This is a genomic window from Variovorax sp. ISS6, from assembly GCF_056523145.1.
Map to the genome: position 1 here is coordinate 2,312,390 of NZ_JAWRZC010000001.1, position 18,512 is coordinate 2,330,901.

At 68.0% G+C, this 18,512-nt stretch carries 14 protein-coding genes; 9 read left to right on the top strand and 5 right to left on the bottom strand.

Annotation, left to right across the window (positions count from 1 at the left end; genetic code table 11):
• Nucleotides 1-114: 114 nt before the first annotated feature.
• The 3 genes from AC1HIL_RS10570 to AC1HIL_RS10580 all read left to right on the top strand — a co-directional run bounded on the left by AC1HIL_RS10570 (nucleotide 115) and on the right by AC1HIL_RS10580 (nucleotide 4,587).
• A complete protein-coding gene (locus AC1HIL_RS10570; protein WP_479671755.1) occupies nucleotides 115-879 on the top strand; it encodes a fimbrial biogenesis chaperone in 765 nt (254 codons plus the stop codon).
• A gap of 82 nt (nucleotides 880-961) precedes the next feature.
• Nucleotides 962-3,577, top strand: coding sequence for a fimbria/pilus outer membrane usher protein (locus AC1HIL_RS10575; protein ID WP_479671756.1), 2,616 nt, complete (start codon nucleotides 962-964; stop codon nucleotides 3,575-3,577).
• Nucleotides 3,574-4,587, top strand: a complete 1,014-nt coding sequence (locus AC1HIL_RS10580) for a fimbrial protein (protein ID WP_479671757.1) — start codon at nucleotides 3,574-3,576, stop codon at nucleotides 4,585-4,587. The genes AC1HIL_RS10575 and AC1HIL_RS10580 overlap by 4 nt, the downstream gene beginning before the upstream one ends.
• Before the next feature lie 15 nt (nucleotides 4,588-4,602).
• On the opposite strand, the gene AC1HIL_RS10585 is transcribed toward AC1HIL_RS10580, so the two are convergent.
• Nucleotides 4,603-6,204: a phospholipase D-like domain-containing protein gene (locus AC1HIL_RS10585; RefSeq protein ID WP_479671758.1), complete on the bottom strand. Its 1,602-nt coding sequence runs from the start codon at nucleotides 6,202-6,204 to the stop codon at nucleotides 4,603-4,605.
• A gap of 212 nt (nucleotides 6,205-6,416) precedes the next feature.
• Between AC1HIL_RS10585 and AC1HIL_RS10590 the strand changes: the two genes are divergently transcribed.
• The 4 genes from AC1HIL_RS10590 to AC1HIL_RS10605 all read left to right on the top strand — a co-directional run bounded on the left by AC1HIL_RS10590 (nucleotide 6,417) and on the right by AC1HIL_RS10605 (nucleotide 12,211).
• The gene (locus AC1HIL_RS10590) at nucleotides 6,417-8,528 is read left to right on the top strand and encodes a TonB-dependent siderophore receptor (protein WP_479671759.1); all 2,112 of its coding nucleotides are present in this window, start codon (nucleotides 6,417-6,419) and stop codon (nucleotides 8,526-8,528) included.
• Nucleotides 8,529-8,580: 52 nt separating this feature from the next.
• Entirely contained in the window at nucleotides 8,581-9,771 is a 1,191-nt protein-coding gene (locus tag AC1HIL_RS10595; protein ID WP_296741141.1) for a PepSY-associated TM helix domain-containing protein, read from the top strand.
• Nucleotides 9,772-9,775: 4 nt separating this feature from the next.
• Nucleotides 9,776-9,982: a hypothetical protein gene (locus AC1HIL_RS10600; protein WP_261209750.1), complete on the top strand. Its 207-nt coding sequence runs from the start codon at nucleotides 9,776-9,778 to the stop codon at nucleotides 9,980-9,982.
• Between the two features lie 90 nt (nucleotides 9,983-10,072).
• Nucleotides 10,073-12,211, top strand: coding sequence for a TonB-dependent receptor domain-containing protein (locus AC1HIL_RS10605; RefSeq protein ID WP_479671760.1), 2,139 nt, complete (start codon nucleotides 10,073-10,075; stop codon nucleotides 12,209-12,211).
• A gap of 63 nt (nucleotides 12,212-12,274) precedes the next feature.
• Here AC1HIL_RS10605 and AC1HIL_RS10610 read toward each other — a convergent pair whose 3' ends face one another.
• The 3 genes from AC1HIL_RS10610 to AC1HIL_RS10620 are packed head-to-tail and all read right to left on the bottom strand — an operon-like array spanning nucleotide 12,275 to nucleotide 15,011.
• Nucleotides 12,275-13,150, bottom strand: coding sequence for an ABC transporter permease (locus AC1HIL_RS10610; protein WP_209544717.1), 876 nt, complete (start codon nucleotides 13,148-13,150; stop codon nucleotides 12,275-12,277).
• A 29-nt stretch (nucleotides 13,151-13,179) separates the two neighbouring features.
• Nucleotides 13,180-13,998, bottom strand: a complete 819-nt coding sequence (locus AC1HIL_RS10615) for an ABC transporter ATP-binding protein (protein ID WP_479671761.1) — start codon at nucleotides 13,996-13,998, stop codon at nucleotides 13,180-13,182.
• Nucleotides 13,999-14,000: 2 nt separating this feature from the next.
• Nucleotides 14,001-15,011, bottom strand: a complete 1,011-nt coding sequence (locus AC1HIL_RS10620) for an ABC transporter substrate-binding protein (protein ID WP_261209759.1) — start codon at nucleotides 15,009-15,011, stop codon at nucleotides 14,001-14,003.
• A gap of 161 nt (nucleotides 15,012-15,172) precedes the next feature.
• On the opposite strand from AC1HIL_RS10620, the gene AC1HIL_RS10625 reads away from it, so the two are divergent.
• A complete protein-coding gene (locus AC1HIL_RS10625; RefSeq protein ID WP_261209761.1) occupies nucleotides 15,173-15,847 on the top strand; it encodes a response regulator transcription factor in 675 nt (224 codons plus the stop codon).
• Complete coding sequence (locus AC1HIL_RS10630; RefSeq protein ID WP_479671762.1) at nucleotides 15,844-17,277, top strand: sensor histidine kinase; 1,434 nt, start codon at nucleotides 15,844-15,846, stop codon at nucleotides 17,275-17,277. The genes AC1HIL_RS10625 and AC1HIL_RS10630 overlap by 4 nt, the downstream gene beginning before the upstream one ends.
• A 3-nt stretch (nucleotides 17,278-17,280) precedes the next feature.
• Here the strand turns inward: AC1HIL_RS10630 and metK are convergent, their stop codons facing one another.
• A complete protein-coding gene (metK, locus tag AC1HIL_RS10635) occupies nucleotides 17,281-18,462 on the bottom strand; it encodes a methionine adenosyltransferase (RefSeq protein ID WP_093352062.1) in 1,182 nt (393 codons plus the stop codon).
• Nucleotides 18,463-18,512 lie beyond the last annotated feature (50 nt).

Genomic DNA, 18,512 nt, shown 5'->3' on the forward strand with positions numbered 1-18,512 from the left:
GGCGTCGTTGTCGATGCGTCGGGGTGCTTGCGTGCGCGTGATGGGCGTGGCTCGCGCAGGGGACTAGATATGTGCAGCAATCAAAGAATTCGGTGGGTCTTCGGTGCCCTGGTGATGTTCGGGCTTCAGGCGCTGGCGGGTGCGAGCGTGATGCTCTCCGGCACGCGCGTGGTCCTGAACGAGAAGGACCGCGAGACTTCCCTTCCGATGAAGAACACCGGTACGTTGCCCTATGTGGTCCAGGCCTGGGTCGACGCCGGCGAAGGCAACAACAAGACCCCGCTGATCGTCACGCCGCCGCTGTCCCGGCTCGATCCGGGCAAAGAGAATCTCTTGCGCATCATGCGTGTCGGCGGCGAATTGCCGAAGGACCGCGAGTCGGCGTTCTGGCTCAACGTCAAGGAGATCCCCCAGAAGCCGAACCAGGAGAACGTGCTCCAGGTGGCGATACGCAACCGGCTCAAGCTGTTCTACAGGCCCTCCAATCTTCCGGGCTCGGCCGCGGAGGCGCGCGGCCTGCTCAAGTGGTCCGTGAGCGAGGGGCCCGGGGGGCAGGGCGCCGTGCTCAAGGTCGGCAATGCGAGTGCCTTTCACGTCACCTTGCTGAAACTCACGGTCAACAAGGGTCAGGGCCAGGACAAGAAGGACCAGGAGGAGCTCGATGCGGGCATGGTCCCGCCGTTCGGAGAGTTGAGCTTTCCGATCCGCACCCTCAAGAGCCCGCAGGCCATTCAGATCAACTTCACGACGATCAACGACTACGGCAGCGAAACGCCCGAGGAGTTCGTCAGGGTGCCTGAAGGCGCTCAACCCGTGGCCTTGACGCCCGAACTGGTGCCGAAGGCCGAAGCCTCCACCATCAACCGCGCACAGCGCTAGGCCGATGCGGTGCATGTATGTCCGGCGGACGCGCGCAGGCGCGCCATTCCGCCTCAGTCTGTGCGCACTCGCGCTCGGTGCCATGGGCGTCCCCGCCTTTGCGCAGCAATTCGCCGCCTCGACCTTCAACGAAAGCTTCCTCGGCGTTGGCGGCAACCAGCAGAGCGCCGACCTGTCGCTGTTTGCCTTCGGCAATCGTGTACTGCCGGGTCAGTACACCGTGGACGTGTCGGTCAACAGCCGAGGCGTGGGGCAGATGTCGATCCGCTTCGATGCCAAGGAGGGCAAGAACGACGCCGAGCCTTGTCTCACGCGCGGCATGCTCGACGAGTGGGGCGTCAACGTGGCGGTGTTTCCCGCCCTGGCGACGCTCGCGGACGAGGCCTGCGTTGATCTGGGCGCGGCTGTTCCCGATGCCTCCTTCAGCTACGACAGTGGCAAGCTGCACCTGGCACTCAGCATTCCGCAGGCGGCGCTGAAGCGCTCGGCGCGCGGTGCCGTCGATCCCGGCAAGTGGGATCGGGGCATCACGGCCGGCATGGTCGACTACCAGATCAACTTCTCGCGCCATGGCGGCGACAACTACCGTCGCGGGCCCGATCCCTTCGCCATACCGCGCAGCGCGTTCGACGGCAACCCCTTCCGCGAGCCCTACGAAGAGCCTCGGCGCAACAGCCTGTTCGTCGGCTTGCGCGGCGGCTTCAACTACCGCGACTGGCGCTTTCGCCACTTCTCGACCTACAGTCGCGGCACGGACGGCAAGTCCCGCTGGCAGGCGGTCAACACCTATGCCCAGCGCGATCTGAGTTCGCTCAATGCCCAGTTGCTGATCGGCGATGGCAACACGCCCGGCAACATGTTCGACAGCATGCCGTTCCGTGGCGTGCAACTCGCCTCCGACGAGGCCATGCTCCCCGATAGCCAGCAAGGCTATGCCCCCACCATCCGCGGCATTGCGCAGACCAACGCGCGCGTGACGGTGCGGCAGAACGGCTACACGATCTACAGCACCTTCGTGGCGCCCGGTGCGTTCGTGATCGATGACCTTTATCCCACGGCGTCGAGCGGCGACCTGGAAGTGATCGTCAAGGAAGCGGATGGCCGCGAGATCAAGTACATCCAGGCCTTCTCCGCAGTGCCCACGTTGTTGCGCGAAGGCACGTGGCGCTTTTCCGCCACGGTCGGCAAGTACCGCCGCGCGCCCGGTGACGACTACTTTCCCTACGCCGGCGGAATCGCGCAATCGCCATGGGGCCTGCCGCTGCGATCGCGTGCCGAGCCGGCATTCGTGCAGGCCACGGTGGCGCACGGCCTGGGCAACGACTACAGCGTCTACGGCGGGTTCATCGCCTCCGGGCGCTACCAGTCGGTGATGGCCGGCGTGGGCAAGAACATGCGCGCTTTCGGCGCCATTTCCGCCGACCTGTCGGCCGCGCGCGCCGTCATGCCGCTGCCGCTGCTGGTCGACAGGACCTACAACGGCCAGTCGGTGCGCTTCCTCTACTCCAAGGCCTTCGATGCGGGGACCACCGTTCGCGTGGCGGGTTATCGCTATTCCACCAGCGGCTACCGCACTTTCCAGGAAGCCGCGGACATGCAAGGCCTCGATCCGAGCGAGCGTCTCAACAACCGTCGCAATGAACTGCGCCTGGAGCTCTCCCAGTCGCTGGGCGACTGGGGCTCCATGTTCGCCTCGGCGCGCCAGCAGAGCTACTGGGGTACCAGCGCCAAGGACAGCCTGGTGCAGATCGGGTACTCGGGGAACTACAAGCAGTTCGGCTACAGCATCTACTACAACCGCAGCAGCAGCTACCGAAGCAACAAGCCCAGCAATCAGATCATGCTCACCGTGAGCATTCCGCTGGGTGCCTCCGGTGCCAGCGCCCAGTATGCGATGACGCAGGAGCGCAAGGGCCGCACCAGCCAGCAGGTCAGCGTGTTCGGCACCGCGCTCGAGGATTCGCGTCTCAGCTACAGCGTGTCGGCCAATCGGGTCGATGACTCCGGATCGACCGGCAGTGCCAGCGCCAGCTATCTGTCGCCGGTGGGGCGCTTCGACCTCAGCCATTCGCAGGGCTCCAGCTACCGGCAGACCAACTTCGGCGTGGCGGGTGGCCTGTTGGCGCACGGCGGTGGCGTGACCCTGTCGCAGCCGCTGGGGGACACCATCGCACTGGTCCAGGTCCCCAAGGCTTCCGGCGTGGGCGTCGAATCGCGCCCCGGGATCGCCACCGACTGGGCGGGAAATGCCGTGATCGCCAACGTCAGTCCCTATCGGGAGAACCGTCTGGCTCTGCGCACCCAGGACCTGGGCGAAACCGTGGAGGTCAAGAACGCGGCGATTGCGGTCGTCCCCACGCGCGGTGCGGTGGTCCTGGCGAAGTTCGAAACGGCCGTGGGTTTTCGGCTGATGTTGACCCTGAAGGACCGCAAGGGCGAGCCGCTGCCTTTCGGCTCGGTGGTCGAGAACGAGACAGGCCAGGAAATGGGCATCGTGGGTCCGGATGGACAGGCCTTCGTGACGGGGGCTGAACAGAGCGGGCGCCTCACGGTGCGATGGGGGCAGCGCGAGGAGGACCGCTGCACGGTGGTCTACAGCCTGCCCGAGGAACCCAACCCGCCTCCCATCCGGGAACTGAACGGCCAGTGCGAGGCGCCCGCCGGATCGACAGGTGCGCAACCGAAGGAGATCAAATGAACCGCTGCCATCCATTCCATGCCATGAAGGCCGCGCGCCGTTCCCTCGGTGTGGCCGTGACGGCGTTCGCGCTGTCGTCCGGTGCCCAGGCCGAGTGCTACGTCACGCCAGGCTACATCGAGAAGACGGTCAACATGTCGATGGGGCGGGTGTACATCCCTAACGATCTCCCGGTTGGCGGCCTGATCAGGCGCGGGCTCTTCCCGCTGACCTTCACTGGCAACGACAGGCCCTGGACCTGCTCTGGCGGCGGTGCCGTGAGAGGCGTGATGCTGCAGGGCACTGCGGTGCCTGGCTACGACCATGTCTTCACCACCGACGTACCTGGCGTGGGCATCCGGCTTTCGCGTTACTTCAGTGGGTCCGAAGCCAGCTACTACCCGCACGACCGCGTGACCACGAACGACTTCGGATGGTTCAATCAAGGCTCGCAATTTCAAGTAGAACTGTTCAAGATCGCAGCCCGCACGGGCAGCGGCCCCTTCGCGCAGGGGACCTACACCCGGTATTTCTCCCTGGGGTCGGACCAGCGCTCGGTGCTCACGACCTTCCTGCTGGGGGAAGGCATCACGATCATCACACCCACCTGTTCGGTGGACGCCGGCTCGCGCAACATCCTGGTGGATTTCGGCAAGGTGGCCAAGGGCGACTTCAGGGGCAAAGGCAGCACCGCGGCCGAGCGCAAGTTCAGCATCAAGCTCAACTGCCAGTCGGGACTGGGCGTCCAGAACATGGTGCTGCTGCGCATGGATGCCGTGCAGGACCCGTCGAACGAACCAGGCGTGCTGCGCATCACCCCGAGCGGGACCGTACTGACGGCGCAGGGTGTCGGTATCCAGATCGTCGACGACAAGCAGATGCCCGTGAAGTTCGGCGATGACGCGGAGGTCGGCCCGTCGAAGGACGGCTCTTACATCGTGCCCTTCACGGCGCGCTACTACCAGACCGGCGACAAGATCGGGGCGGGGCGGGCGGATGGCACCGCGACCTTCACGATCATGTACAGGTGATCGCGCCGGCGATCCTTAGAGCTGGTCCGTCGGCACGAACCACGAGAACAGCAGCAACTGCAGCCGCGTCAGCATGCTCGAATCGGGCTCGCTGTCGAGCACCTCGTTGTTGACGTCCCCCGTGCCGATCCACTGCACGTTCTCGCCATCGGGCTTGAGCACGACGCGGTAGACGCCCTCGATGTCGTCGAGCTGGTAGGCATAGAGCAGGGCCTGGGTCAGGTCGAAGCTGCGCACGCGCACGCCGAACTCGGTGTTGAGCAGGGCCGAGCGCGGGTCGAGGTTCATCGAGCCCAGCATCACCCATTCGCGGTCGATCAGCGCGAGCTTGGCATGCAGCCGGCCGCGCGCCTTCTTCAGCAGGTCGCGGAACTGGCCGCTGCGCTTGAGCTGCTGGGTGCTGACCTCGTAGAGCTCCACGCCGAGCTTGAGCATGTCGACGCGGTAGCGGTTGTAGTTGATGTTGACCAGCGGCTCGTCGCTGTCGGCCAGCGAGTTGGTGATGACGCTGACCTGCACGCCGCGCCGGCGGCCTTCGCGGATGCGCGCCATGCCCTCGTCGCCCGGGATGAAGTAGGGCGAGATCACGAGCACGCTCGAGCGCGCGGTGGCGGCCAGTTCGTGGAAGCGCTGCGCCACCGATTCGGTGGGATGCCGCATCACACCGAGCGCCTTGTTCGGGCTGTCGGCGGTGGCGTGCGCATCGGCGCGCATCCATTGCAGGGTGGGGATGTTCAGCAGCTGCAGGCCGAGCGGCGGATCGCCGAGCACGTCGCTGTCGCCCGGCGGGTCGGGCCAGGGCGCGAAGCGCAACGAGGTGGCGGTTTCGAAGTCGGCCTTCAGCACGGCCGGCGTGCGGTGGTTGATGGCCACGGTCTCGATCGGATAGACGACGTCGCTGTTCCAGTAGGTGTCGAAGACCGCGGCCGATTCGGCCACCACCGGGCCGGCCATCAGCAGTTCGAAGTCGATGAAGTTGGCGACCTCGCTGCGCAGGAAGTATTCGTCGGCGAGGTTGCGCCCGCCCGCGATGGCGATGGCACCGTCGGCCACGAACAGCTTGTTGTGCATGCGGTGGTTGAGCCGCCGGAAATCGCCGAAGAACTCCATCCAGCGCGTGGCCGAGTGGTCGCGCGCGTTCACGAAGGGGTTGAACAGCCGCACCGAGGCGTTCGACTCGGCCGCCAGGCCGAGCAGCAGCGGGTCCATGCCGGAGGTATAGAAGTCGTCGAGCAGCAGCCGCACGCGCACGCCACGGCGCGCGGCATCGCGCAGCTCGCGCAGCAGCAGGCGGCCGGTCTTGTCGTTGCCGAGCTGGTAGGTCTGGACGTCGATCGAGCTCTGGGCGCGGCGGATCAGCTCGAGCCGGGCATCGAGCGCGAACGAGGCCTCGATCAGCGGCCGCACGCTCGACAGCCCGTCGCGCGGCGCATCGAGATGGGCGGCGGCGCGGCCGAGCAGGGTGGCATTGGACGCGGGGATGGCGAGCACCGGCGTGTCAGCCGCCCGTGGCGGCAGGCCGGCACAGCCTGAGAGCACGAAGGCGGCCGCCAGCGCGAGCAGCCATGCCGCGGCGCCGCGCGGCGCGGGGAAGCGGGAGGCGAGGGAGGTGTGCATGACGGCGGACGCGAATGTTGCAGGGGCGGCAGGCGAAGCTTGACGGGACTATCCCGCGCCTGGTGCGTGCCGATGCCAGCTGCGTTGCGCCGGAACAACGAATCGCCATCTTCCGCAGCGCCCCCTGCACCCTCCCGGAATTGTCAAAAATGTGAACTACTTCGTTCTAGAATGAGAATGATTCTTAATGTCTTGTGAGGAGCGGAGTGGGAATGGCGGTCTTGTTGACGCGGCGCAACGGTTTGGCGCTGATGGGGTGTCTCGCGATTTACGCGAACCAGCAGGTGCTGGCGCAAACGGCCGCCACGACGGCACTGCCCGAAATCCGGGTCGAGGCCCCGGCCGAAACGGCGACCACGCCGGTGAACGGCTACCGCGCGAGGAATGCGGCGACCGCCACCAAGACCGACACGCCGCTGGCCGAGACGCCGCAGTCGGTGACGGTCGTGACCCGCGACCAGATCCTCGACCAGGGCGCCACCAACCTGCAGGATGCGCTCACTTACGCGGCCGGCGTGCGCTCCGATGCCTACGGCCTGGACTCGCGCTCCGACAGCTTCCTGGTGCGCGGCAGCGATGCCTCGGTCTACCTCGACGGGCTGCAGCTCTTCTCCGCGGGCTGGTACACCGCGACCGCGCGGCCCGACCCCTACACGCTCGAGCGCCTCGAGGTGCTGCGCGGCCCGTCGGGCATGCTGTTCGGCGCCGGCACGGCCGGTGGCGTGATCAACATGGTCAGCAAGCGGCCGCAGACGCAGGCCGCGCGCGAAGTGGGCGTGCAGTTCGGCTCCTGGGGCCGCAAGCAGATCCAGGCCGACCTGACCGGACCGCTGACGGCCGACGGCGACTGGTCGTACCGCCTCGTGGCGCTGCAGCGCAAGTCCGACACGCAGGTCGACTACGTGCCCGACGACCGCACGCTGGTCATGCCTTCGCTGACCTGGCGCCCGAGCGCCGCCACCTCGCTGACCCTGCAGGGCCTCTACCAGAAGGACAAGACCGGCAGCACCTCGCAGTTCCTGCCGTGGCAGGGCACGATCCTGCCGAACGTCAACGGCAAGCTGCCCGTGAGCCGCTTCATCGGCGAGCCCGGCGACGGCTACGACACCGAGCGCAAGACCTTCGGCTGGCTGTTCGAGCACCAGTTCAACGACAACTGGTCGTTCCGGCAGAACTTCCGGATGTCGCGCACCTACAACGACTCGCACTACCACTATGCGGACTTCTTCTCCATCCCCGGCGGCTGGGGCATGGACCCGATCGGCCAGCGCGTGATCGGCCGCATCAACGACAAGTCGCTGACCTGGACCCGCATGACGGGCATCGACAACCATGTCGAGGGCCACTTCGACACCGGCGCGCTGCGCCACACGCTGCTGGTGGGCGCCGAGTACTCGCGCCAGCGCCAGGACAAGTACGAAGGCTCGGCCTATAGCGCCATCGACGCCTACGCCCCGGTCTACGGCCTGGGCTACGTGCCGGTGACCGACCTGAGCTGGAAGCCCCGCACCACGCAGCGCAATGCCGGCGTGTACCTGCAGGACCAGATGAAGCTCGACAACTGGATCTTCGTCGCGGGCCTGCGCCATGACCGCAGCACGGCCGGCACCGAAGGCAGTGCCTCGGAGACCACCACCGCCACCTCGCGCCGGCTCGGCGTGATGTACACGCTGCCCTCGGGCTGGGCGCCCTACCTGAGCTACACCGAGTCGTTCACGCCGCAGGCCGGCACGGACGCCAACGGCCGGCTGTTCAAGCCGCTGCGCGGCGAGCAGGTCGAGGCCGGCGTCAAGTACCAGCCCATGGGTTCGCCGACCAGCTTCACGGCCTCGGTCTTCTCGCTCAAGGAAAAGAACCGCACCGTCTCCGACAGCACCAATCCGAACTACGGCCGCCAGGTCGATTCGAGCAAGAACAAGGGCCTCGAGCTCGACCTCAAGACCACGCTCGCGCGCGACCTCGACCTGATCGCCAACTACACCTACATCGAGGTCGATCCCAAGCTCACCGACACGCCGCGCAACCAGCTGTCGGTCTGGGGCAAGTACCGCTTCGCCGTCGGCGGCATCACGGGCTTCTCGGCCGGCGCCGGCGTGCGCTACATGAGCGGCTTCCGCGACATCGAAAGCACGGGCGCGGGCCCGCGCGTGCCGTCGGTGGCGCTGCTCGACCTGATGCTGGCCTACGAGTCGGACCGGTGGCGCTATGCGCTCAACATCAACAACGTGACCGACAAGATCTACTTCAGCACCTGCCTGGCCCGCGGCGACTGCTGGTACGGCACGCGCCGCAACGTGGTCGCCACCGCGACTTACAAGTTCTGAGGCTTTTGCAGCCGCCGCCACGCCGAGCCTCGGGGACAATTCCGCCATGTCGATGAACAGCCGAAAAATCAAGACCTGGGCCTGGGTGCACAAGTGGAGCAGCCTCGTGTGCACGGTCTTCATGCTGCTGCTGTGCCTGACGGGCTTGCCGCTGATCTTCCACCACGAGATCGGCCACCTGCTGGGCACCGAGGTCGAGGCGCCGAAGATGCCCGCGGACACGCCGCGCGTGAGCCTCGACCGCGTGCTCGAGGTGGCGCGCGCGCAGCACCCCGACCGCGTGGTGCAGTTCGCCTCGCAGCCCGAGGACGACGACGGCCTCTGGTTCGTCACGCTCACGCCCACGCCCGCGCCCACCGACGACTTCAAGTCGGTCGCGGTCGATGCCCGCACCGGTGCCATCCTCGCGCAGCCGAAGTTCGACGAGGGCTTCATGTACGTGATGTTCAAGCTGCACGTCGACCTGTTCGCGGGCCTGCCGGGCAAGCTGTTCCTCGGCTTCATGGGCTTCCTGCTGCTGGTCGCGATCGTCTCGGGCGTGGTGCTCTATTCGCCGTTCATGCGCAAGCTCGACTTCGGCACGGTGCGCCGCGAGAAGCGCCCGCGCCTCAAGTGGCTCGACCTGCACAACCTGCTGGGCATCGTCACGCTGGTGTGGCTGTTCGTGGTGGGCGCCACCGGCATGATCAACACCTGGGCCGACCTGGTGATCAAGTACTGGCAGTACGACCAGCTCAGCACGCTGCTCGCGCCCTACAAGAACGAGCCCGTGGTCGCGGTGAGCGAGCGCGGCTCGGTGCAGCGCTCCTACGAGGCGGCGATGCAGCAGGCACCGGGCAACCGGCTGTCGTTCATCGCCTTCCCGGGCACCTCGTTCTCGAGCCCGCACCACACCACCTTCTTCCTGCAGGGCAAGGAGCCCTTCACCTCGAAGCTGCTGCAGCCGGTGCTGGTCGATGCGAAGACCGCGCAGGTCACGGCGGCGCCGAAGCTGCCCTGGTACCTCACGGCGCTGCTGGTGTCGCAGCCGCTGCACTTCGGCGACTACGGCGGCATGCCGATGCAGATCCTCTGGGCGCTGCTCGACATCGCGACCATCATCGTGCTGGGCAGCGGCCTGTACCTGTGGCTCAAGCGCGGCAACACCGTGCCCGCGGCGACTTCCAGGGCGACCGCCGAACGTCCGCAGCGCGAGGAGGGCGGCGCACCGCAGGCCGATCCCGCACCCGCATTGAAAGCCTGAGCCCATGACCGCAAAGCATCCGCAGCACCACGGCTTCTGGCGCCTCTGGGGCTGGCCGATCGCCCTCGGCCTGCTCACCATCTTCGGCCTGATCTCGGCGCTGTTCAGCGATGGCGGCCTGGGCGACGTGCTGGCCTGGATCACGCTCGGCATCCCGGTGGCGGTGGGCGTGTGGTACGGCTGGTGCCGGCCGCGTCCGGCCAGCGAGTAGCTCGTCGCATCGCATCGATGCGCGCATGGCGCGCGCCACGGTGAGAAACCCCGAGGTCCGGCCGCGGCGCGACACCGCAGAATCGGCGGCATGAAACCCGTTGCCGCCGCTGCCGTCGCCTGTCTCCTGCTCGATCTCTCTGCGGCTTCGCGTGCGCAGTCCGCCACCGAGGCGCCGTCGCCGTTCGCGGGTGCCTCTCTGCGCGAGATCACCGTCTCCACGCCGCGCGGCGAGGTCGCGCCTTTCAACGTGCCGGGCTCGGTCGATCGCGTCGACGGCGAGTCCATGCGCGATGGCCGCCTCGGCGTGAACCTGTCCGAGAGCCTGGGCGCGGTGCCCGGGCTGCAGGTGCAGAACCGGCTCAACTACGCGCAGGACCTGCAGCTCTCGATCCGCGGCTTCGGCGCGCGCTCGACCTTCGGCGTGCGCGGCGTGCGACTCTATGTCGACGGCATTCCCGCCACCCTGCCCGACGGCCAGGGCCAGACCTCGAACATCGACATCGGCTCGCTCGACCGCGTCGAGATCCTGCGCGGACCGTTCTCGGCGCTCTACGGCAATTCCTCGGGCGGCGTGCTGCAGGCCTTCACTGCCTCGGGCGAGGGCCGGCCGAAGCTGGCCTACTCGGCGGCGGGCGGCAGCAACGGCACCTGGCGCCAGTCGCTGCAGGCCAGCGGCTCGCAGGGCGCCGTCGACTACCTGCTGGGCGCCAGCCGCTTCCAGACCGACGGCTGGCGCGAGCACAGCGCCGCGCGGCGCGACATCGCCAACGGCAAGCTCGGCATCGCGCTCGACAACGGCGACCGGCTCACGCTGGTCGTCAACAGCGTGCGCATCGATGCACAGGACCCGCTGGGCCTCACGGCCGACCAGTACGCGCTGGCGCCGCGCCTCGCGCCGCTGGCCGTGCAGTACGACACCCGCAAGACCGTCGAGCAGACCCAGGCCGGCCTGCTCTACGAGCGCCGCCTGAGCCAGACGCAGCAGCTGCGCCTGATGGTCTACGGCGGCGAGCGCAAGACCACGCAGTACCAGTCGATCCCGCCCTCGGCGCAGCAGAACCCGCTGCATGCGGGCGGCGTGATCGACCTCACGCGCCAGTACGGCGGCCTCGACCTGCGCTGGACCGGTGCCTTCACCCTGGCGGATCGTCCGTTCGAGCTGGTGGCGGGCCTGGGCTACGACAGCCTGCGCGAATGGCGCCGCGGCTACGAGAACTACCTCGGCAGCGGCGCGGCCCAGATCCTCGGCGTGCAGGGCCGGCTGCGGCGCTACGAGCGCAACGAGGTCTGGAACCTCGATCCCTATGCGCAGGCCACCTGGCGCTTCGCCGAGCGCTGGACGCTCGAGGCCGGCCTGCGGCGCAGCAACGTGCACTTCGATTCGGGCGACCGCTACATCGTCGGCAGCAACCGCGACGACAGCGGCAGCGCGCGCTATGCCAAGACCCTGCCCGCGGCCTCGTTGCGCTTCCAGGCCACGCGCGACATCGCGCTCTACGGCTCCATCGGCCGCGGCTTCGAAACGCCGACGCTCAACGAGCTGTCGTACCGCGCGGGCGGCGCGAGCGGGCTCAACTTCGCGCTGCGGCCCTCGGTCAACGACAGCCTCGAGCTCGGCGCCAAGGCGCGGCTCGGCGGCGGGCTCTTGACCGCGGCGCTGTTTCGCACCCGCACGCGCGACGAGATCGTGACCGACACCAACATCGGCGGCCGCGCCACCTTCCAGAACGCGGGCCGCACGCGGCGCAACGGCTTCGAGTTGGCCTGGCAGCACGAGACCGAGAACCACTGGCGCACCCAGCTCGCCTACACCTGGCTCGACGCCACCTACCGCGATGCCTTCTGCTCGCCCTCGCCGTGCGCGGCCGCCAACACGGTGGCCGCGGGCAACCGCATCCCGGGTATCGCGCGGCAGTCGCTGTTCGCCTCGTTGGGCTGGGTACCGCCCGAGGGCTGGCGCGCGGGCGTGGAGATGCGCGCGCTGGGCCGCATCCAGGCCAACGACCTCAACAGCGCGAGCGCGCCGGGCTATGCGGTCGCGGCGGCCTATGCCGGCTATCTCAAGAAGTGGGAGCGCTGGGAGTTCAACGCCTTCGCGCGCGTGGACAACCTGTTCGACCGCCGCTATGCCGGCTCGGTCATCGTCAACGAAGGCAATGCGCGCTATTTCGAGCCCGCGCCGGGGCGCAACTGGACGGTGGGCATGAGCGGTTCGTACCGCTTCTGAATCTTCGAGCCACCATGAAGAACGGCGGGCACTGCCCGCCGTCGCGATGGATGGCCAAGCGCCTCAGAAGGCCGCGGGCCGCCACTTCAGCAGCCGCTTCTCGAGCGAGCTCAAGAGGAAGTCGGCCGCCAGCGCGACCACCGCGAGCACGATCATCGCCGCGAACACGCCGCTGGCATTGAAGGCGCCCTGCGCGGTCGAGATCAGCAGGCCGATGCCTTCCTTGGCGCCGAGGAACTCGCCGACCACCGCGCCGACCAGCGCGAAGCCGAAGCTCACGTGCAGGCTCGCGAGGATCCACGACATCGCCGAGGGGATCACCACCGCCATCGTGAGCTGGCGCGGCGAAGCGCCGAGGATCTGTGCGTTCGCGATCATGTACTTGTCGGCTTCGCGCACGCCCTGGAAGGCATTGCCGAAGACCACGAAGAACACCATCACCACCGCGAGCGCCACCTTCGAGGCCATGCCCAGGCCGAGCGCGATCACGAAGATCGAGCCGAGCACCACGCGCGGGATCGAGTTGGCGATCTGGATGTAGAGGCTGAACACGTCCGACAGCAGCTTGTTGCGACCGAGCACGATGCCGCAGATCACGCCGGCGATGGAACCGATCAGGAAGCCGATCACCGTCTCCTCGAGCGTCACCGCGACCTGCATCCACAGCGACCCCTGGGCCGTGCCGTCGCGCATCCACTCCACGAGCTGGTCGTAGATCATGGTGGGCATCGAATAGAAGAAGGGGTCGATCCACTTGAGGCGCGCCGCGATCTCCCAGCCGCCGAGCGCGACCACCAGCACGACCAGCCGCAGCGCGATGATCATGCGGCGCCGGCCGCGGATGGCGGCCTGCGCTATCTCGGATTCGCGCGCGAGCGCGGCGTCGCTGAGGGCCGAGGGAAGTTGCGCGGCGGCAGGCGTGGTGGTGGATGTGCTCATGGCGGCGTGGGAGGGTGTGACAGCGTTATTCATTGGATGACGACCTCTTCGCGCAGGTCGTCCCAGATGTGCTTGGACAGTTCGATGAACTGCGCGTCGTAGCGCACCTGCGCCATCACGCGCGGTCGCGGCAGGTCGATCTCGTAGACGCGCTTGAGCGTGGCGGGCCGCGCCGAGAGCACGAACACGCGGTCGGCCAGCGCGATCGCCTCCTCGAGGTCGTGGGTCACGAAGACCACGCTGCCGCCGTTGTTCGACCACAGCTGCAGCAGCTCGTCCTGCATCAGCGTGCGGGTCTGCATGTCGAGCGCGGAGAAGGGCTCGTCCATCAGCAGGATCTCGGGGTCGTTGATGAAGGTCTGGGCCAGCGCCACGCGCTTGCGCATGCCGCCCGAGAGCTGGTGCGGGTAGTGCTTGCCGAACTTGGCCAGGCCCACGCGGTGGATCCACTGCTGCGCCAGTTCCATCGCTTCCTTCTTCGGCTTGCCGCGGAAGATCGGGCCGGCCGCCACGTTGTCCTCCACGCTGCGCCACGGGAACACCGCGTCGGCCTGGAACACGAAGCCGATGCGCGGATCGACGCCGGTCACCGGCTGGCCCATCACGCGCACATTGCCGACGGTGGGCTTGAGCAGGCCGGTGATCATGTTGAGCGTGGTCGACTTGCCGCAGCCCGTGGGCCCGACGATGGCGACGAACTCGCCGCGCGCCACCGACATGCTGAAGTTGCGCAGCGCGACCGTGGCGTTGCCGTCCTGCGAGATGAAGCGCAGCGACACGTCGTCGAAGTCGATCGCTGAGGTGGCCGCGACGTTGCCGCCGCCGGAGGAGGGAGAGCCGTGGCGCATGGTCATTTCGCCGCCGCGAGGTAGGCGTTGCTGTAGGTCTTCGAGAGGTCGATGTTCTTGCTCTTCACGAGCGGCTTGTAGGTGGCCAGTACCTTGAGCACGGTCTCGGGGCCGCCCGCGGGCATCTTCGCGTCGGCGGTGAACATCGGCAGCGAGGCCTTGAGCGCCTGCACGTAGAGTTCCTTGTCGTTGCCGTAGTAGTCGCGCGGCACCTTCTCGGCGATCTCCTCGGCGCTGTGCGACTGGATGTACTGCATGGTGCGCGCGAAGGCGCGCGCCAGCTTGCCGGCCTCGGCCTTGTGCGACTCGGCCCAGGCGTTCTGCACGTAGAGGCTGGCGGCCGGGTAGAGGCCGCCGAGCGCCTTCACCGTGTCGGCCTCGGTGCGCAGGTCGACCAGCACCTTGGCGTCGCCGCTCTTGATCATCTGCGACACCGTGGGCTCGGTCGTCATGCCGGCCTGGATGCGGTCCTGCTTCATCGCGGCGATGAAGGTGTTGCCGGCGCCCACGGGCAGCAGCGAGTAGTCCTTCGAGGCCACGCCCGCGCGGTCGGCGAGGTAGCGCGTGAGGAAGTCGGTCGACGAGCCCAGGCCGGTCACGCCCAGGGTCTTGCCGCCCTTGGCGTCGGCCATGCTCTTGAAGCCGGCCGCGTCGGCCTTGGTGCTGACCAGCTCGACCTCGCCGGGCACCTTGCAGAAGACGGCGATCGCCTGGATCTCCTTGCCCTTGCTCTGCAGGTCGATGGTGTGGTCGTAGAAGCCGACCACGCCCTGCACGGCGCCGGCGATCAGCTGGTTCTCGGCATCGACGCCCGCGGGCTGCGACTGCAGCTCGACGTTCAGCCCCTCGTCCTTGAAGTAGCCCAGCGCCTCGGTGAGCTTGGCCGGCAGGTAGATGATCTTGTTGATGCCGCCCACCATGATGGTGATGGGCGCGTCGGCGGCTTGGGCGAAGGGCGTGGCGAAGGCGGCGCAGAGCGCGGCGGCGAGCAGGGTGCGGCGGGTGGCGGACATGGGGTCGGGTGTCTCCGGTCGGGGTTGTTCGGTCGGGCCAGTCTAGGAATCGCGATCCTTCGGCCAGCTTTCAGCGCCGGGCGCGATTCCTCATGGTTATCCCTAGGCTGCCGCCTTTCCCGTGGCCCTTCCTAGAATCCACGGCCACTCCCGCCGACCGCATGAAGCTGCTGCTGATCGAAGACAACCCGCAACTCGCGCACTGGCTTGCCAGCCTGCTGCGCGAACAGGACTTCGTGGTCGACCACGTCGCCAACGGCGAAGCCGCCGACCTGCAGCTGGCCCAGGCCGCCTACGACGTGGTGCTGCTCGACCTCAACATACCCGGCCTGCCGGGCAAGGCCGTGCTGCGCCGGCTGCGCGAGCGCGGCGACACGGTGCCGGTGATCATCCTCACGGCCACCGCCTCGCTCGACCAGAAGGTGCTGTGCCTGGAGATCGGCGCCGACGACTACCTGGTGAAGCCCTTCGAGATCCGCGAACTGGTGGCGCGCATCAAGGTGCTGGTGCGCCGGCAGATGCCGGGCAAGGCCAACGACATCGCCTGCGGCGACCTGCGCTACGACCTGCGCACGCGCCAGTTCGCGCTGGCCGGCGAGGAACTGGCGCTGCCGCCGCGCGAGCGCACGCTGCTCGAGACGCTGATGCTCAAGGCCGGCAGCACGGTGTCGAAGCAGGCGCTGATCGATGCCATCTTCGGCCTCGACGACGAGCCCAGCGCGGATGCGGTGGACATCTACATCCATCGGCTGCGCAAGAAGCTCGAGGCCAGCCAGGCGACCATCATCACGCTGCGCGGCGTGGGCTACCTGCTGCGCACGCGCCAGGAAGAATGAAGCGCTCCAGCCTGCGCCTGCGCCTCGCGCTGTGGCTGCTGCTGCCGCTGTCGCTGTTCGTGGCGGTCTGCGGCTGGCTCAACTGGCGCAATGCGGCGGAAGTGGCCGACTACGTGCAGGACCACGACCTGCTGTCCTCGGCCAAGGTGCTGTCCGACCGCCTGATCTGGGAGGACGACGACGTGCGGGCCAGCGTGCCGCCATCGGCGCTGAGCCTGTTCGTCTCGCCCGAGCACGACCGCGTGTTCCTCAGCGTGACGGGCGCCAACGGCGAGGTGCTGGCCGGTTCGCCCGACTTCCCGCTGCCGGCCCGGCGCAAGCCCGAGGGTGTGGACCGCGCCCAGTGGTACGACGCGGAATTCGCGGGCCTGCCACTGCGCGCGGTCGTCACCACGCGCTCGATGTACGAGATCGGTGGGGCGCGCGACATCACCATCGCCGTGGGCAAGACCGAGCGCAGCCGCGACCACATGCTGCGCACGCTGTGGTGGCCGTCGATGGAGTACCTGCTGATCGCGCTGGCGCTGGCCATCGCGCTCGCCGTGGCCGCGCTGACGCTGGAGCTGCGGCCCATCGTGCGGCTGAGCCAGCAGCTCGCGCAGCGCGATCCCCTGCATCTCGACCTGGTGGTGGATCCCGGCGCGCTGCATACCGAGCTGCGGCCGGTGGCCGACACCATCAACCGCTTCGTCGCGCAGTTGCGCGCGCACTCGGAGGCACAGCGGCGCTTCATCGCCGACGCGGCGCACCAGCTGCGCACGCCGCTGGCGATGCAGGCCTCGCAGATCGAGTACGCGCGCTACACGCGCCAGCACCGCGGCGAATGGGACACGCGCCGCGCCGACATGGATGCGATGTGGCTCGCGATGCAGACCAGCAATCGGCGGCTGGTCGACGTCACCAACAAGCTGCTGCTGCTCGCGCAGGCCGAGCACGGCGATGCGCACACGCGGCTCGAGCGGGTCGACCTCGCGGCGGTGGCGCTGCGCTGCGTCGAGCAGCTCGCGGCACTAGCCGACCGGCGCCGCATCGACCTGGGACTGGAAGCGCCCGGCACGGCGTTCGTGCGGGCGCAGCCGGCGCTGCTCGATGCGCTGGTCACCAACCTGCTCGACAACGCGTTGCGCTACACGCACGAGGGCGGCCGGGTGACGCTGGGCGTGGGCGTAGGTGAGGCCGCGGACGCGGTCGTGCTGAGCGTGGAGGACAACGGTCCGGGCATCCCCGCCGAGGCACGCGAGCGCGTGTTCGAGCGCTTCTACCGGGTGGCGCAGGACAGCGAGGGAACGGGGCTGGGGCTGGCCATCGTGCGCGAGATCGCGCGGGCCTTCGATGCCGACGTGGACCTGGCGGCCAACCCGCGCGAGGCGAGCGGGCTGCTGGTCACGGTGCGTTTTCCGCCGGTGGGGCCGGCGGAAAACGCGGGGTAGGCCTCAGAGGCCGGCGGCAGCGCGCAGGGCCGCGGCCTGCGTGGTCGCTTCCCAGGTGAACTCGGGCTCCTCGCGGCCGAAGTGGCCGTAGGCCGCGGTCTTCTGGTAGATCGGGCGCAGCAGGTCGAGCATCTGGATGATGCCCTTCGGACGCAGGTCGAAGTGCTCGCGCACGAGCTCGGCGATCTTCTCGTCGGGGATCACGCCGGTGCCTTCGGTGTAGACCGTGATGTTCATCGGCTGGGCCACGCCGATGGCGTAGGCCACCTGGATCTGGCACTGGCGCGCCAGGCCGGCGGCCACGATGTTCTTGGCCACGTAGCGCGCGGCATAGGCGGCCGAGCGGTCGACCTTCGACGGGTCCTTGCCCGAGAACGCGCCGCCGCCGTGCGGGCAGGCGCCGCCGTAGGTGTCGACGATGATCTTGCGGCCCGTGAGGCCGCAGTCGCCCTGCGGGCCGCCGATGACGAAGCGGCCGGTCGGGTTGATCAGGTAGCGCGTGTTCTGCAGCCATTCCTTGGGCAGCACGGGCTTGATGATCTCCTCGATGATGGCTTCGTTGAACGAGGCCTTCATCTTGGTCGGCGTCTCGCTCTGGTCGGGGCTGTGCTGGGTCGAGAGCACCACGGTGTCGATGCTGTGCGGCTTGCCGTCGACGTAGCGCATCGTCACCTGGCTCTTGGCGTCGGGGCGCAGGAAGGGCAGGCGGCCGTCCTTGCGCAGCTGGGCCTGGCGCTCGACCAGGCGGTGCGCGTAGTAGATCGGCGCGGGCATCAGCTCGGGCGTCTCGTCGCAGGCGTAGCCAAACATCAGGCCCTGGTCGCCGGCGCCGGTGTTCAGGTGGTCGTCCGATGCGTGGTCGACGCCCTGGGCGATGTCGTTGGACTGCTTGTCGTAGCAGACCATGACCGCGCAGCCCTTGTAGTCGATGCCGTAGTCGGTGTTGTCGTAGCCGATGCGCTTGATGGTGTCGCGCGCGACCTGGATGTAGTCGACGTGCGCGTTGGTCGTGATCTCGCCGGCGAGCACCACGAGGCCGGTGTTGGTCAGCGTCTCGGCGGCCACGCGGCTGCGCGGGTCCTGCTCGAAGATCGCGTCCAGGATGGCGTCCGAGATCTGGTCGGCAACCTTGTCGGGGTGGCCTTCGGAGACGGATTCGGAAGTGAAGAGGAAGTCGTTCGCCATTTGTTCAAAGCTCCTTGAAGTGGTTTGGCGCGTTGCCAACTCTGCGGAGC